The organism is Bacteroides sp. DH3716P (assembly GCF_025914115.1).
GTDB lineage: Bacteria > Bacteroidota > Bacteroidia > Bacteroidales > Bacteroidaceae > Bacteroides > Bacteroides ovatus.
The window spans coordinates 795,653-809,907 of the sequence record NZ_CP083673.1; the positions used below are offsets into that span (position 1 = coordinate 795,653).

General features: G+C 42.6%; 16 protein-coding genes. 15 read left to right on the forward strand and 1 reads right to left on the reverse strand.

Translation table 11 applies throughout. The annotated features are described in order from the left end of the window. Positions 1–2: 2 nt before the first annotated feature. Positions 3–875, forward strand: coding sequence for a hypothetical protein (locus KQP79_RS02705; protein ID WP_004315464.1), 873 nt, complete (start codon positions 3–5; stop codon positions 873–875). A gap of 634 nt (positions 876–1,509) precedes the next feature. Here the strand turns inward: KQP79_RS02705 and KQP79_RS02710 are convergent. Next, positions 1,510–2,379 carry an NAD kinase gene (locus KQP79_RS02710; protein ID WP_004307836.1) on the reverse strand — a complete coding sequence of 290 codons (870 nt, stop codon included), beginning with the start codon at positions 2,377–2,379 and terminating at the stop codon, positions 1,510–1,512. A 148-nt stretch (positions 2,380–2,527) separates the two neighbouring features. Here KQP79_RS02710 and KQP79_RS02715 point away from each other — a divergent pair, with 148 nt between their 5' ends. The 14 genes from KQP79_RS02715 to folE all read left to right on the forward strand — a co-directional run bounded on the left by KQP79_RS02715 (position 2,528) and on the right by folE (position 14,238). Then, on the forward strand, positions 2,528–3,244 hold the full coding sequence (locus tag KQP79_RS02715) for a pyridoxine 5'-phosphate synthase (RefSeq protein ID WP_149944361.1): 717 nt from the start codon (positions 2,528–2,530) through the stop codon (positions 3,242–3,244). After that, positions 3,241–3,957: a MotA/TolQ/ExbB proton channel family protein gene (locus KQP79_RS02720; RefSeq protein WP_004307838.1), complete on the forward strand. Its 717-nt coding sequence runs from the start codon at positions 3,241–3,243 to the stop codon at positions 3,955–3,957. The genes KQP79_RS02715 and KQP79_RS02720 overlap by 4 nt, the downstream gene beginning before the upstream one ends. 7 nt (positions 3,958–3,964) lie before the next feature. Then, positions 3,965–4,381 carry an ExbD/TolR family protein gene (locus tag KQP79_RS02725; protein ID WP_008776714.1) on the forward strand — a complete coding sequence of 139 codons (417 nt, stop codon included), beginning with the start codon at positions 3,965–3,967 and terminating at the stop codon, positions 4,379–4,381. A gap of 6 nt (positions 4,382–4,387) precedes the next feature. Further along, positions 4,388–5,260, forward strand: a complete 873-nt coding sequence (locus KQP79_RS02730) for a cell envelope integrity protein TolA (RefSeq protein ID WP_008020484.1) — start codon at positions 4,388–4,390, stop codon at positions 5,258–5,260. 27 nt (positions 5,261–5,287) lie between these two features. Next, positions 5,288–5,839 carry a DJ-1 family glyoxalase III gene (locus KQP79_RS02735; RefSeq protein WP_008020485.1) on the forward strand — a complete coding sequence of 184 codons (552 nt, stop codon included), beginning with the start codon at positions 5,288–5,290 and terminating at the stop codon, positions 5,837–5,839. 7 nt (positions 5,840–5,846) lie between these two features. Further along, on the forward strand, positions 5,847–6,506 hold the full coding sequence (locus tag KQP79_RS02740) for a 2-C-methyl-D-erythritol 4-phosphate cytidylyltransferase (protein WP_008776715.1): 660 nt from the start codon (positions 5,847–5,849) through the stop codon (positions 6,504–6,506). Then, the gene (gene recG, locus KQP79_RS02745) at positions 6,507–8,603 is read left to right on the forward strand and encodes an ATP-dependent DNA helicase RecG (RefSeq protein WP_234120516.1); all 2,097 of its coding nucleotides are present in this window, start codon (positions 6,507–6,509) and stop codon (positions 8,601–8,603) included. A gap of 223 nt (positions 8,604–8,826) precedes the next feature. After that, positions 8,827–9,291 (forward strand): nucleoside-diphosphate kinase, encoded by a 465-nt coding sequence (ndk, locus tag KQP79_RS02750; protein WP_015532309.1) that lies wholly within the window; start codon positions 8,827–8,829, stop codon positions 9,289–9,291. Between the two features lie 19 nt (positions 9,292–9,310). Next, a complete protein-coding gene (locus KQP79_RS02755; protein WP_004307844.1) occupies positions 9,311–10,180 on the forward strand; it encodes a peptidoglycan DD-metalloendopeptidase family protein in 870 nt (289 codons plus the stop codon). A gap of 122 nt (positions 10,181–10,302) precedes the next feature. Further along, positions 10,303–10,845 carry a DUF1599 domain-containing protein gene (locus KQP79_RS02760; RefSeq protein ID WP_015532310.1) on the forward strand — a complete coding sequence of 181 codons (543 nt, stop codon included), beginning with the start codon at positions 10,303–10,305 and terminating at the stop codon, positions 10,843–10,845. Beyond that, on the forward strand, positions 10,835–12,193 hold the full coding sequence (locus KQP79_RS02765; RefSeq protein WP_234120518.1) for a BT_3928 family protein: 1,359 nt from the start codon (positions 10,835–10,837) through the stop codon (positions 12,191–12,193). Before KQP79_RS02760 ends, KQP79_RS02765 begins: the two co-directional genes overlap by 11 nt. 107 nt (positions 12,194–12,300) lie before the next feature. Next, positions 12,301–13,056, forward strand: a complete 756-nt coding sequence (tpiA, locus tag KQP79_RS02770; RefSeq protein WP_004297259.1) for a triose-phosphate isomerase — start codon at positions 12,301–12,303, stop codon at positions 13,054–13,056. A 140-nt stretch (positions 13,057–13,196) separates the two neighbouring features. After that, on the forward strand, positions 13,197–13,640 hold the full coding sequence (locus KQP79_RS02775; protein WP_004297260.1) for an SPOR domain-containing protein: 444 nt from the start codon (positions 13,197–13,199) through the stop codon (positions 13,638–13,640). A gap of 7 nt (positions 13,641–13,647) precedes the next feature. Continuing rightward, entirely contained in the window at positions 13,648–14,238 is a 591-nt protein-coding gene (gene folE, locus KQP79_RS02780) for a GTP cyclohydrolase I FolE (RefSeq protein ID WP_004297261.1), read from the forward strand. Positions 14,239–14,255: the final 17 nt, after the last annotated feature.

The window sequence follows — 14,255 nt, forward strand, 5'->3', positions numbered from 1 at the left end:
CTATGAGTAAAAAAAGCCTTCTTATTGCGGCCGTGGCTATCTTGGTGATAGCTATTATTGGTATTACTTATTTATTGTTTACCGAAAAAAAAGCTAATCGGGAGTTAGTGCAGGAATTCCAATTGGATAAGGAAGATCTGGAAAACGAATATAGTCGTTTTGTGCAAGAATATGATGAATTGAAGTTTAAGGTTACTAATGACTCATTAGGAGTATTGTTAGAACAGGAACAGTTAAAGACCCAACGTCTATTAGAAGAACTTCGTACTGTGAAGAGTTCGAATGCAACAGAGATTCGTCGTTTAAAGAAAGAATTGGCTACCTTACGTAAAGTAATGGTTGGTTATATTAATCAGATTGATTCACTAAATAAACTGGCTGCACAGCAGAAACAGGTCATTGCAGAAGTAACACAAAAATATAATCAGGCTTCACAACAAATCAGTAACCTTTCCGAAGAAAAGAAAAATCTGGATAAGAAGGTGACGTTAGCCGCACAACTCGATGCAACTAATATTCGTATCGAACCACGCAATAAACGCGGTAAAGTGGCGAAGAAAGTGAAAGACGTGGTGAAATTGGCTATCAGTTTCACAATCGTGAAGAATATAACTGCTGAAAACGGTGAACGTACCATCTATATACGTATTACCAAACCCGATAATGATGTACTGACCAAGAGTGCATCCAATACTTTCCCTTATGAAAACCGTACATTGGTTTATTCAATTAAGAAGTATATTGAGTATAACGGAGAAGAACAGAATATCAATGTGTTTTGGGATGTAGAAGAGTTTCTATATGCCGGAAATTACCGGGTAGATATTTTTGAAGGCGGGAACCTGATTGGTTCGCAGTCGTTTACATTAAATTAATATCGGGGTATTATTTTTCTCTACCGATATTTTAATTTTCTTCTATATTAACTAACCCGATGGTCTGTTTTTAATATTTCTTCGGGTAACAGCTGTTCTTTTATGGATGAACTGGGGAAAGAACTGCATAAATAATTGCAATAATATACAGAAAATAGGGTGAATGTAGCATGAATTTGCATACAATATGCGGCTTTTTAATCGTAGAAGCCTTCGTTGGATTAAAATCAACGAGATGTCCCTCACCGAGGAAGGATAAGTTCTTCGGTGAGGGACAACTCTTTTCTCGGTGAGGAACTCATATGGGAATGATTGGAAGCAGTTTTTCTCTCTAGTTTGTATGCGAATAAAGATAAGGAGAAATTGATAAAATGAAGGACTGTTGTCTATAAAAGAATGATTTGTAAATGCAATCAGTATAATTTTAATCTTATTGAGTAAATATAAGGGGAAATCATGTTAATCTAATTTCTGAAGATAGTAAATCCCGGCCCTTTTTCTCTTTAGTTGGAATCTATGCCCAATTTGTTGCATTCCCAACAACTTGAATGTCCCTTTTTTTAGAAGTTCTATTTTTAAGTACCGTATAGTTGAATCGGGTGATGAGGAATAACGGTTGCATAATGTGAACTGCTTACCGTCTTCCGTCAGCTCCCCACATCATTTTGCTGCGGAGTGTATCGAAAAAAATGTGATTAAAACGTTTCACTACCTTTATGCTGTAATCTGCCCGACGGATGGTTAGTTGAGTCGTTTCTTTGCAAGTCTCGCTCCTCCCGTCGATGGCGACGAGGAAGTTGTGACTTCTGCTTTCTACATCTAATGTAATCTCCCAGTCATCCCGAATAACGATAGGGCGGACGTTGAGACTATGTGGAGCCACCGGAGTGATGGCAATAGTGTTGGAATGAGGGACGATGATCGGGCCTCCTACACTCAAAGAGTAGGCTGTGGAACCTGTTGGAGTGGCAATTACTAACCCGTCAGCTTGATAAGTATTCAGATACGCGCCATTAATAGCTGTCCGGATACTAATCATTGAGGAGCTGTCTCGTTTGAGAATAGCTATTTCGTTGAGGGCATAAGGAGAATCTTGGAGATGTTTGTCGTTGCAGATCAACTGAAGTACGCTCCGTTCCTCCACACTATATCTGCCGTTTTGGATTTCATCAAATGTTTCCTCCATTTCCTCCGGCGAAATATCTGCCAGAAATCCTAAACGTCCTGTGTTAATTCCCAAAATAGGAATCCCTTTTCTTCCTACGCGGCGGGCAGCTTTCAGAAATGTTCCGTCGCCTCCGATGCTGATTACCATATCGGCAGTAAAATCATCACCATCAAATAATTGATCTGCTTTAATATCCATATTTTCAGAAACTAGGAATTGATAAAATTCCCTGCACATACCAATCTCTGCTCCCTGTTTCTTTAAAAGTTTAAACAAGGTGACAGCATGAGAAGACTTTTTAGCCTGATAAGTATTTCCGAAAATGGCGAATTTCATAAGCAATATCATTAGTTCAGGATGCAAATTTGGCATTTTTTCTTGGATTTCTACTTTAAATAACCAAAAAAGAACCCATAATGCGTTTCGTATTATTAGGCAACTAATAATAATATTTGTATTTTTGCGGCAAATATAACGTAGAACTATGACTAAATTAAGTGTAAACATAAACAAGATTGCTACGCTAAGGAATGCTCGCGGAGGAAATGTTCCCGATGTAGTAAAGGTAGCGCTTGATTGTGAATCTTTTGGTGCAGACGGTATCACTGTTCATCCTCGTCCCGATGAACGCCACATTCGTCATTCAGATGTATATGATTTGCGCCCTTTGTTGCGCACGGAATTTAATATCGAAGGTTATCCCGCTCCGGAATTTATTGATCTGGTGTTGAAAGTCAAACCTCATCAAGTAACTTTGGTTCCCGACGATCCTTCACAGATTACTTCTAATTCCGGTTGGGACACCAAAGCAAATCTGGAATTCCTGACTGAAGTGCTCGATCAGTTTAACAGCGCCGGTATTCGTACTTCCGTTTTTGTGGCAGCCGATCCTGAAATGGTGGAATATGCGGCAAAAGCGGGAGCGGATCGTGTCGAACTGTATACCGAACCATACGCAACGAACTATCCGAAGAATCCGGAAGCTGCCATCGCTCCTTTTATCGAAGCCGCAAAGACTGCCCGTAAACTGGGTATCGGATTGAACGCCGGACACGACTTGAGTCTGGTTAATTTAAATTATTTCTATAAAAACATTCCTTGGGTGGATGAAGTCTCCATCGGACATGCGTTGATTAGCGATGCGTTGTATCTGGGACTCGAACGTACCATTCAGGAATATAAAAACTGTCTACGCTCATGAATGCAATGATCTTGTTAGCCCAAGGGGCTATGAATATGGCCGACTCGCTGGCTACTGCCAACCCCGTATTGACGGAGGTGAATGCTCCTGAAATGAACATGCTTGATATGGCTATCAAGGGTGGATGGATTATGATTGTGCTGGGTGTATTGTCGGTTGTCTGTTTCTATATCCTGTTTGAACGTAACTACATGATTCGTAAGGCAGGAAAAGAGGACCCGATGTTTATGGAGCGGATTAAAGACTATATTCATAGCGGTGAGATCAAAGCGGCTATTAACTATTGCCGTACGATAAACACCCCTTCGGCACGTATGATAGAAAAAGGGATCAGCCGTTTAGGACGTCCTATTAACGATGTACAGGTAGCTATTGAGAATGTAGGTAATATTGAAGTGGCAAAGCTGGAAAAAGGATTGACTGTAATGGCAACTATTTCCGGAGGTGCTCCGATGCTCGGATTCCTCGGTACGGTGACCGGTATGGTACGTGCATTCTACGAAATGGCGAATGCCGGAAGCGGAAACATTGATATCACTTTGCTTTCTGGTGGTATCTATGAAGCTATGATTACTACGGTCGGTGGTCTGATTGTCGGTATCATTGCTATGTTTGCCTACAATTATCTGGTGATGCTGGTAGACCGTGTGGTAAATAAAATGGAGTCTCGTACAATGGAGTTCATGGACTTGTTGAACGAGCCGGCAAAATAATAGGCTGATGGGATTAAAAAGAAGAAATAGAGTATCGCCCAATTTTAGCATGGCTTCCATGACGGACGTCATCTTCCTGTTGCTGATATTCTTTATGATAACCTCTACGGTGGTGTCGCCCAATGCTATCAAAGTCCTGTTGCCGCAAGGCAAGCAGCAGACTTCGACCAAACCGCTGACAAGAGTGGTTATCGATAAAGACTTGAATTTCTATGCCGCTTTCGGCAATGAAAAAGAGCAGCCGGTGGCGCTGAACGATCTGACTTCATTCTTGCAGAGTTGCGCAGAGAAGGAGCCGGAAATGTACGTGGCATTGTATGCAGATGAATCGGTACCTTACCGTGAGATCGTAAGGGTATTGAACATTGCAAACGAGAATCATTTTAAGATGGTGTTGGCTACACGCCCGCCTGAAAATAAATAAGAAACAATGGACAGAAGAAAAAAGGGTGAATACATAGGAGCGCTGGGTGCACTGTTGGTGCATGTGGCAGTGATTGCTCTTTTGATTCTGGTGAGCTTTACTGTCCCTCAACCGGATGAAGATGCAGGCGGAGTGCCTGTAATGATGGGAAATGTAGACGCAGCGAGTGGCTTCGATGATCCCTCTCTGGTAGACGTGGATATCATGGATGAAGATGCGGCAGCACCCGCGGAAACAGCACCGGAACTTCCTTCGGAACAGGATTTATTGACGCAGACTGAAGAGGAAACAGTAACTCTGAAACCTAAGACGGAAGAACCGAAAAAAGAAACGGTGAAACCTAAAGAGGTGGTCAAGCCGAAAGAACCGGTGAAGAAGCCGGAGAAAACGGAAGCCGAAAAAGCTGCGGAAGCGAAACGGCTGGCAGAAGAAAAAGCGGAACGTGAACGTAAGGCTGCCGAAGAAGCTGCCAGAAAGAGGGTGTCCGGTGCGTTTGGAAAGGGAGCGCAAATGACAGGAAATAAAGGAACAGCGGCTAGTGGTACGGGAACCGAAGGTAGCAAGGAGGGAAACTCTTCTACCGGAGCGAAGACCGGAACCGGAGGTTATGGAACATTTGACCTTGGCGGACGTTCTTTAGGTACGGGCAGTTTGCCGAAGCCTGTATATAATGTGCAGGAAGAAGGACGTGTAGTGGTGAATATCACCGTGAATCCTGCAGGGCAAGTGATATCGACCAGTATTAGCCCTCAAACGAATACGGTAAATTCCACTTTGCGTAAGGCAGCGGAGGACGCAGCGAAGAAAGCCCGTTTTAATACGATAGATGGGGTGAATAACCAGACAGGGACAATCACCTATTATTTTAACTTGAGATAGTATCATTAACCAAATATATAAAGGATTATGGGAACTGTATACGCTTTTTTTGCAGATGGTTTTGAAGAAATTGAAGCCTTTACTGCTATTGACACGTTGAGACGTGCCGGACTTAATGTAGAAATCGTATCCGTTACACCGGATGAAATTGTAGTGGGAGCACATGACGTATCCGTCCTTTGCGATATCAACTTCGAGAATTGCGATTTCTTCGATGCTGAACTGTTGTTGTTACCGGGAGGAATGCCGGGAGCTGCCACACTTGACAAGCACGAAGGGTTGCGTAAATTGATTCTTGATTTTGCCGCAAAAGGTAAACCTATTGCGGCCATTTGTGCTGCTCCGATGGTATTGGGTAAACTGGGACTGCTGAAAGGAAAGAAAGCTACCTGTTATCCGAGTTTTGAACAATATCTGGATGGTGCAGAATGTGTAAATGAACCCGTCGTACGTGATGGAAACATCATTACCGGTATGGGACCGGGTGCTGCCATGGAATTTGCTTTGACAATCGTTGACCTGTTGGTAGGTAAAGAAAAAGTAGACGAACTGGTAGAAGCGATGTGTGTTAAACGCTAAACCGTCCATGAAGAAATATGTAATCATTGTCGCCGGTGGAAAGGGCTTGCGAATGGGAAGTGACCTCCCGAAACAATTCCTTCCCATGGGTGATAAACCTGTGTTGATGCATACCCTGAAAGTATTCAGGAGATATGACGAAACACTTCAAATCATAGTAGTGCTTCCACGGGAACAGCAGGACTTTTGGAAGCAACTTTGCCAAAAACACAGCTTTGCGGTGGAACATACCCTTGCCGATGGAGGCGAAACACGTTTTCACTCTGTAAAGAACGGTCTGGCACTGGTGCAGGAGCCGGGACTGGTAGGGGTGCATGATGGAGTACGTCCGTTTGTGTCGGTAGAAGTGATTCGCCGTTGTTATGACTTGGCAAAAGTGCAGAAAGCAGTGATTCCTGTGGTGGATGTGGTAGAGACACTTCGCCATCTGACAGATGCCGGAAGTGAAACGGTCAGCCGGAATGATTACAAGCTGGTGCAAACACCGCAGGTTTTCGATGTAGAGTTGTTGAAACAAGCCTATGCACAAGAATTTACTCCCTTCTTTACAGATGACGCTTCCGTTGTCGAAGCAATGGGAATACCTGTGTATCTGGCGGAAGGTAACCGTGAAAATATAAAAATAACGACTCCTTTCGATTTAAAAGTAGGGAGTGCTCTTTTATAAATGTTCGATTTAGCCACACGCGACATAAAATTTATCTCCGGTGTAGGCCCTCAAAAAGCCGCTGTATTAAATAAGGAGTTGGAAATCTACTCCTTGCACGATTTAATTTATTATTTCCCTTATAAATATATTGACCGGAGCCGCATCTATTACATTCACGAAATAGATGGCAATATGCCGTATATCCAGTTGAAAGGAGAAATTCTCGGTTTCGAAACCATTGGCGAAGGACGTCAACGTCGTTTGACGGCGCACTTTTCGGATGGTACGGGAGTCGTGGATTTGGTGTGGTTTCAAGGCATTAAGTATATCTTAGGTAAGTATAAACTGCACGAGGAATATATCATCTTCGGCAAACCGACTGTTTTCAACGGACGTATCAATGTGGCGCATCCCGATGTAGACAAGCCGGAAGATTTGAAACTTTCTTCGGTGGGATTGCAACCTTATTATAATACGACAGAGAAGATGAAGCGCAGTTTCCTCAACTCTCACGCGATTGAGAAGATGATGGCAACGGTGATTCAGCAAATACAGGAGCCTCTGCCTGAAACACTTTCTTCCAAATTGCTGGCGGAATATCATCTGATGCCTTTGACGGAAGCTCTCCGGAATATCCACTTTCCGACCAATCCCGATGTGCTTCGCAGGGCGCAATATCGCCTTAAGTTCGAAGAACTGTTTTATGTTCAACTGAATATCCTCCGCTATGCCAAAGATAGACAAAAAAGATATCGTGGATATATCTTTGAGAAAGTGGGAGATGTGTTCAATACATTTTATACAAAGAATCTTCCTTTTCAACTGACAGGTGCACAGAAGCGGGTATTGAAGGAAATACGGAACGATGTCGGCAGTGGCAGGCAGATGAACCGCCTCTTGCAGGGAGATGTAGGAAGCGGGAAAACACTGGTTGCTTTGATGAGTATGTTGTTGGCGTTGGATAACGGTTATCAGGCTTGCATGATGGCACCCACCGAAATCTTGGCGAACCAGCATTATGAAACGATCAAAGAACTGCTTTTTGGCATGGACATTCGTGTTGAGCTACTGACAGGTTCTATTAAAGGAAAAAGGAGAGAAGCAATTCTGGCCGGATTGCTGACAGGAGATGTGCAGATATTAATAGGAACACATGCCGTTATTGAAGATACTGTCAATTTCTCTTCTTTAGGCTTCGTTGTGATTGACGAACAACATCGTTTTGGCGTGGCGCAACGTGCCCGTCTTTGGAGTAAGAATGTTCAACCTCCGCATGTGCTTGTAATGACTGCCACTCCCATTCCCCGTACGTTGGCGATGACTTTGTACGGTGACTTGGACGTGTCTGTTATCGATGAACTTCCACCCGGAAGAAAACCGATTACTACCATCCATCAATTCGACAATCGCCGGGAAAGTATGTACCGTTCGGTGCACAAACAAATTGAAGAAGGACGTCAGGTCTACATTGTCTATCCGCTGATTAAAGAAAGCGAAAAGATTGATTTGAAGAACCTTGAAGAAGGATATCAACATGTTCTGGAAGAGTTTCCGAAATGTACGGTTTGTAAAGTGCATGGCAAAATGAAACCAGCCGAGAAGGATGAGCAAATGCAGCTTTTTGTTTCGGGCAAAGCGCAGATCATGGTGGCTACTACCGTCATTGAAGTCGGAGTGAACGTCCCGAATGCTTCGGTGATGATTATTGAAAATGCAGAACGTTTCGGGCTTTCGCAGTTGCATCAGTTGCGTGGCCGGGTAGGACGTGGAGCGGAACAGTCTTATTGTATTCTGGTGACGAATTATAAGTTGACGGAGGACACCCGGAAACGATTGGAAATCATGGTACGCACTAATGATGGTTTCGAAATAGCCGAGGCCGATTTGAAATTGCGTGGCCCCGGTGATCTTGAAGGTACGCAGCAAAGCGGCATCGCTTTCGATTTGAAGATTGCGGATATTGTACGCGACGGGCAACTGTTGCAATACGTTCGTGCCATAGCTGAAAGTATTGTGGAACAAGACCCTGCGGCACAGAATCCCGAGAATGAAATCTTGTGGCGGCAACTTAAAGCCTTGCGGAAAACGAATGTTAACTGGGCTGCCATAAGTTGAAAAACGGTTAAACATGCAGTTTATTTGCGTAAATGTGTTGCAAAACATATTTTGTCCCTATTCTCCCTATTTATAGGAGTTTAACGGCTCAATTGTTCCCTCTTTTTGTACTAAGCATCTGAAAAATAGTTAATAACTCTCTTGCCTTTTCATAGGAAAATACTACCTTTGGGGGAATTTTTTTAGTAAATGTATTGTTTAACCATTTGCAAAGTCGAGTATTATGCTTGAAAAAACGCTGGTCATTTTAAAACCATGTACCCTTCAACGGGGATTGGTTGGTGAGATTACTCATCTCTTTGAACGTAAAGGATTACGGTTGGCCGGCATGAAGATGATGCAACTGACTGATGAATTGTTAAGCGAACATTATGCCCACCTTAGCGGCAAACCTTTCTTTCAGCGTGTGAAAGATTCGATGATGGCAACTCCTGTCATTGTTTGTTGTTTCGAAGGTGTGGATGCTATTCAAACAGTCCGTACGTTGGCGGGACCGACTAATGGACGTTTAGCTGCTCCAGGCACCATTCGCGGGGATTACAGTATGAGCTTTCAAGAGAATATCGTTCATACATCCGATTCTCCGGAGACTGCAGCTATTGAATTAACGAGATTTTTTAAACCGGAAGAAATATTCGATTACAAGCAGGCTACATTTGATTACCTGTATGCAAACGACGAATATTAATTGAATTGACAAAGAAGGAATGAATTTTAGCATTATTAAAACAGGATTGGTCGCTGTTGCGGCTATGGTCAGTCTGAGCTCTTTCTCGCAAGACTTGATTGCCCGCCAAGCACCGATAGACAAGAAATTAAAATCAGTAGACTCTTTGGCCTTGCAGAAGCAAATCCGTGCCGAACAGTCCGAATATCCCGCCCTAAGTCTTTATCCAAACTGGAACAACCAGTATGTGCATGCTTACGGAAATGCTATTATCCCTGATACGTATACAATCGACCTGACAGGTTTCCACATGCCAACTCCAAGTACAAAAATTACTTCGCCTTTCGGTCCTCGTTGGAGAAGAATGCATAATGGGTTGGACTTGAAAGTGAACATAGGTGATACTATCGTAGCTGCTTTTGACGGTAAAGTACGTATCGTAAAATATGAGCGTAGAGGATATGGAAAATATGTTGTTATCCGTCATGATAATGGATTGGAAACTGTGTATGGCCATTTATCAAAACAATTGGTTGAAGAAAACCAATTAGTGAAAGCCGGAGAAGTAATCGGTTTGGGTGGTAACACCGGACGTTCTACTGGTTCGCATCTTCATTTCGAAACCCGCTTCCTGGGGATTGCAATTAATCCGATTTATATGTTCGACTTCCCGAAACAAGATATCGTTGCCGATACTTATACGTTCCGCAAAGCAAAAGGCGTGAAGCGTGCTGGTTCTCATGATACTCAAGTGGCTGACGGTACCATCCGTTATCACAAGGTGAAGAGTGGCGATACATTGTCCCGCATTGCTAAATTGCGTGGCGTATCAGTCAGTACACTTTGCAAACTGAACCGTATCAAACCGACTACTACTTTGCGTATCGGACAGGTTTTGCGTTGTTCATAAAAAATATAGCTTATAAAACAGTAATACAATATCTTTAGAAGAGGGCACTTTAATATAATTTAGAGTGCCCTCTTTCTGTTTTTACTTAATTATTGTTACCTTTGCGCACTATTTGGAAGAAGATGAAAGATACCAAGCAACAATTTGAACATGTCATCGCTTTGTGCCGTGACTTATTTTCCAAGAAGCTGCACGATTACGGACCTGCATGGCGTATCCTGCGTCCGGCTTCGGTGACTGACCAGATTTTTATTAAAGCCAATCGGATTCGTAGTATTGAAACCAAAGGAGTAACCCTGATTGACGAGGGAATCCGTGCCGAGTTTATTGCGATTGTCAATTATGGCATTGTCGGACTTATCCAGTTGGAACTGGGGTATGCCGAGTCTGCCGACATCAGCAATGAAGAAGCGATGGCTTTGTACGATAAGTATGCAAAAGAGGCATTAGAACTGATGCTTGCCAAGAATCATGATTATGATGAAGCCTGGCGGAGCATGCGTGTCAGCTCTTACACAGACTTGATTCTGATGAAAATCTACCGTACCAAGCAGATTGAGAGCTTGGCCGGCAATACATTGGTGTCAGAAGGTATTGATGCCAATTATATGGATATGATTAATTACTCTGTTTTCGGACTGATTAAGATAGAATTTGAAGGATAAGAACTTACATATCATTCAGGAGGTAGTGGCGAATATGTGTCGCTTTCTTTTGGCGGCATCGTTCATCTTTTCCGGATTTGTAAAGGCAGTTGATCCGCTGGGTTTCCAGTATAAGATACAGGATTATCTGACTGCATTCGGAATGGCTTCCTGGTTCCCTTCATTCTTCCCTTTATTGGGAGGTATCGTTTTATCTGCCGTTGAGTTTTTTATAGGTATCTCTTTGTTCTTTGCAACAAGAAGAACATTGGCTACCTCATTGGCTTTGATGCTGATGATTTTCATGACGCCACTGACCTTGTATCTTGCCATCTTTGATCCGGTTTCGGACTGCGGTTGTTTTGGTGATGCCTGGGTGTTGACAAATTGGGAAACATTTGGAAAGAATATCATTCTGCTATTTGCGGCAATAATGGCTTTCCGTCACAGGAGGATGCTGATTCGTTTTATCAGTGTGAAGATGGAATGGCTGGTTTCTCTTTATACACTGTTTTTTGTGTTTACTTTATCGTTCTATTGCTTGGACCGTTTGCCTGTTTTAGACTTTCGTCCTTACAAGATCGGAAAGAATATCCTGGAAGGAATGACAATGCCCGAAGGAGCCAAACCAAGCGTATATGAAAGCATTTTTATCCTGGAGAAGAACGGAGAGCAGAAAGAATTTACGTTGGATAACTATCCGGATAGTACCTGGACATTTGTCGATACGCGTACTATCCTTAAGGAAAAAGGATATGAACCGGCTATTCACGATTTCTCTATGATAGATCTGAATACGGGGGAAGATATAACAAACGATGTATTGACAGATATAGGATATACTTTCCTGTTGGTTGCCCATCGCATTGAAGAGGCGGATGATAGTAACATTGATTTGATTAATGAGATATATGACTATTCGGTGGAGCATGGCTACAAATTCTATTGCCTCACTTCTTCACCGGAGGAACAGATAGAATTGTGGAAGGACAAGACAGGAGCCGAATATCCTTTCTGCCAAATGGATGATATTACTTTGAAGACGATGGTTCGTTCCAACCCGGGGTTGATGTTGATTAAGAACGGAACAATTTTGAATAAATGGAGCGATGAGGATATACCGGATGAATATGTGCTGACGGACAAACTGGAAAATCTGCCGTTAGGAAAGCAGAAGGTGAGCAGTGACACTCATACGGTAGGATATGTATTCTTATGGTTTGTTATTCCATTGTTGTTAGTGCTTGGGGTGGATGTTTTGGTCGTTCGCCGCAGAGAACGGAAAAACGCGAAGCGGAAGCAACAAGAGGAAGAGATGAAAAGCAAAGAATTAAAAACGGAGAATCCGAAAATAGAAGAACAAGAATAAAAAAAATAAATGATAACGAGCGGCCTCTGTAACGAACGCTAATTCCGATCGTTCAATTGTCAATCGTGAAATCGTAAATTTATTAACCCTTTAAAATAAAAAACAAAATGAGAAAGAACATTGTTGCAGGAAACTGGAAAATGAACAAAACCCTTCAAGAGGGTATCGCTTTGGCTAAAGAATTGAACGAAGCATTGGCTAACGAAAAGCCTAACTGTGATGTAATCATCTGTACTCCGTTTATCCACCTGGCTTCTGTTACTCCGTTGGTAGACGCTGCAAAGATCGGTGTAGGTGCTGAAAACTGTGCAGACAAAGCTTCAGGTGCATATACAGGTGAAGTTTCAGCTGAAATGGTTGCTTCTACAGGTGCAAAATATGTAATTCTGGGACACTCTGAACGTCGTGCATACTACGGTGAAACAGTTGCTATCCTGGAAGAAAAAGTAAAATTGGCTTTGGCTAACGGTCTGACTCCGATTTTCTGTATCGGTGAAGTGTTGGAAGAACGCGAAGCTAACAAGCAGAACGAAGTGGTAGCTGCACAGATGGAATCTGTATTCTCTCTGTCTGCTGAAGACTTCTCTAAGATTGTATTGGCTTACGAACCGGTTTGGGCTATCGGTACAGGTAAAACTGCTTCTCCTGAACAAGCACAGGAAATCCATGCTTTCATCCGTTCTATCGTAGCTAACAAGTATGGTAAAGAAATCGCAGACAATACTTCTATCCTTTACGGTGGTAGTTGCAAACCTTCTAACGCTAAAGAACTGTTCGCTAACCCGGACGTTGATGGTGGTTTGATTGGTGGTGCTGCTTTGAAAGTATCTGATTTCAAAGGTATCATTGATGCCTTCAATTAAATGATAGTTGATAAATGATAGTTGATAGTTGCTATGTACTATAGCCTGCTATCGACTATCGTTTATCTTTTCAACTATCATTTTCCGACTGTCATTCTCTAACTGTCATTTATCATTTATCAACAATCAACTGTTTAATAATGAAAGTTTTACTTACCCTATTGTTTGTTTTGACAGCTACTTTTGCGCAAGCGCAAAGTATTATCAAGAGTTTGGAACGTAACATTCCGGGGCAAGGAAAGGTGACTATCCATCAAGATCCCCGCATCGAGGCTCTGATAGGTATGGAACGTCCTGCAACAGGTGAACAGAAAGTAATAAAGACTTCCGGATTCAGAATCCAGGCGTATGCCGGTAACAATACTCGTCAGGCGAAGAATGATGCTTATCATGTAGCATCGCGTGTGAAAGAGTATTTTCCTGAATTGACGGTATATACTTCGTTCAATCCGCCTCGTTGGCTTTGTCGTGTAGGTGATTTCCGTAGCATTGAAGAAGCGGACGCAATGATGCGTCGGTTGAAAGCTACCGGTGTGTTTAAAGAGGTTTCTATTGTAAGAGACCAGATCAATATTCCTTTATAATTGTATCATGTTAGAAAAAGAAGAAATTGTTTCTCCGAATCTGGAGGAGTTGAAGAGTCATTATCGTAGTATTATAACTTTGTTGGGTGAAGATGCCGAAAGGGAAGGGTTATTGAAAACTCCGGAACGGGTGGCTAAGGCGATGTTAAGCTTGACGAAAGGGTATCACATGGACCCTCACGAAGTGCTTCGCTCCGCTAAATTCCAGGAAGAATATAGCCAGATGGTGATTGTGAAAGATATCGATTTCTTCTCTCTTTGTGAACATCACATGTTGCCGTTCTACGGAAAGGCGCACGTGGCTTATATTCCTAATGGCTATATCACAGGGTTGAGTAAGATTGCCCGTGTAGTCGATATATTCTCTCATCGTCTGCAAGTGCAGGAACGCATGACACTGCAAATCAAAGAGTGCATTCAGGAAACGCTGAATCCACTGGGAGTAATGGTGGTGGTGGAAGCCAAACACATGTGTATGCAGATGCGTGGTGTAGAAAAACAAAACTCTATTACTACTACTTCTGACTTTACCGGAGCTTTCAATCAGGCAAAGACTCGTGAAGAGTTTATGAATCTGATTCAACACGGAAGAGTATAATCCGTTTTCTGCTTACT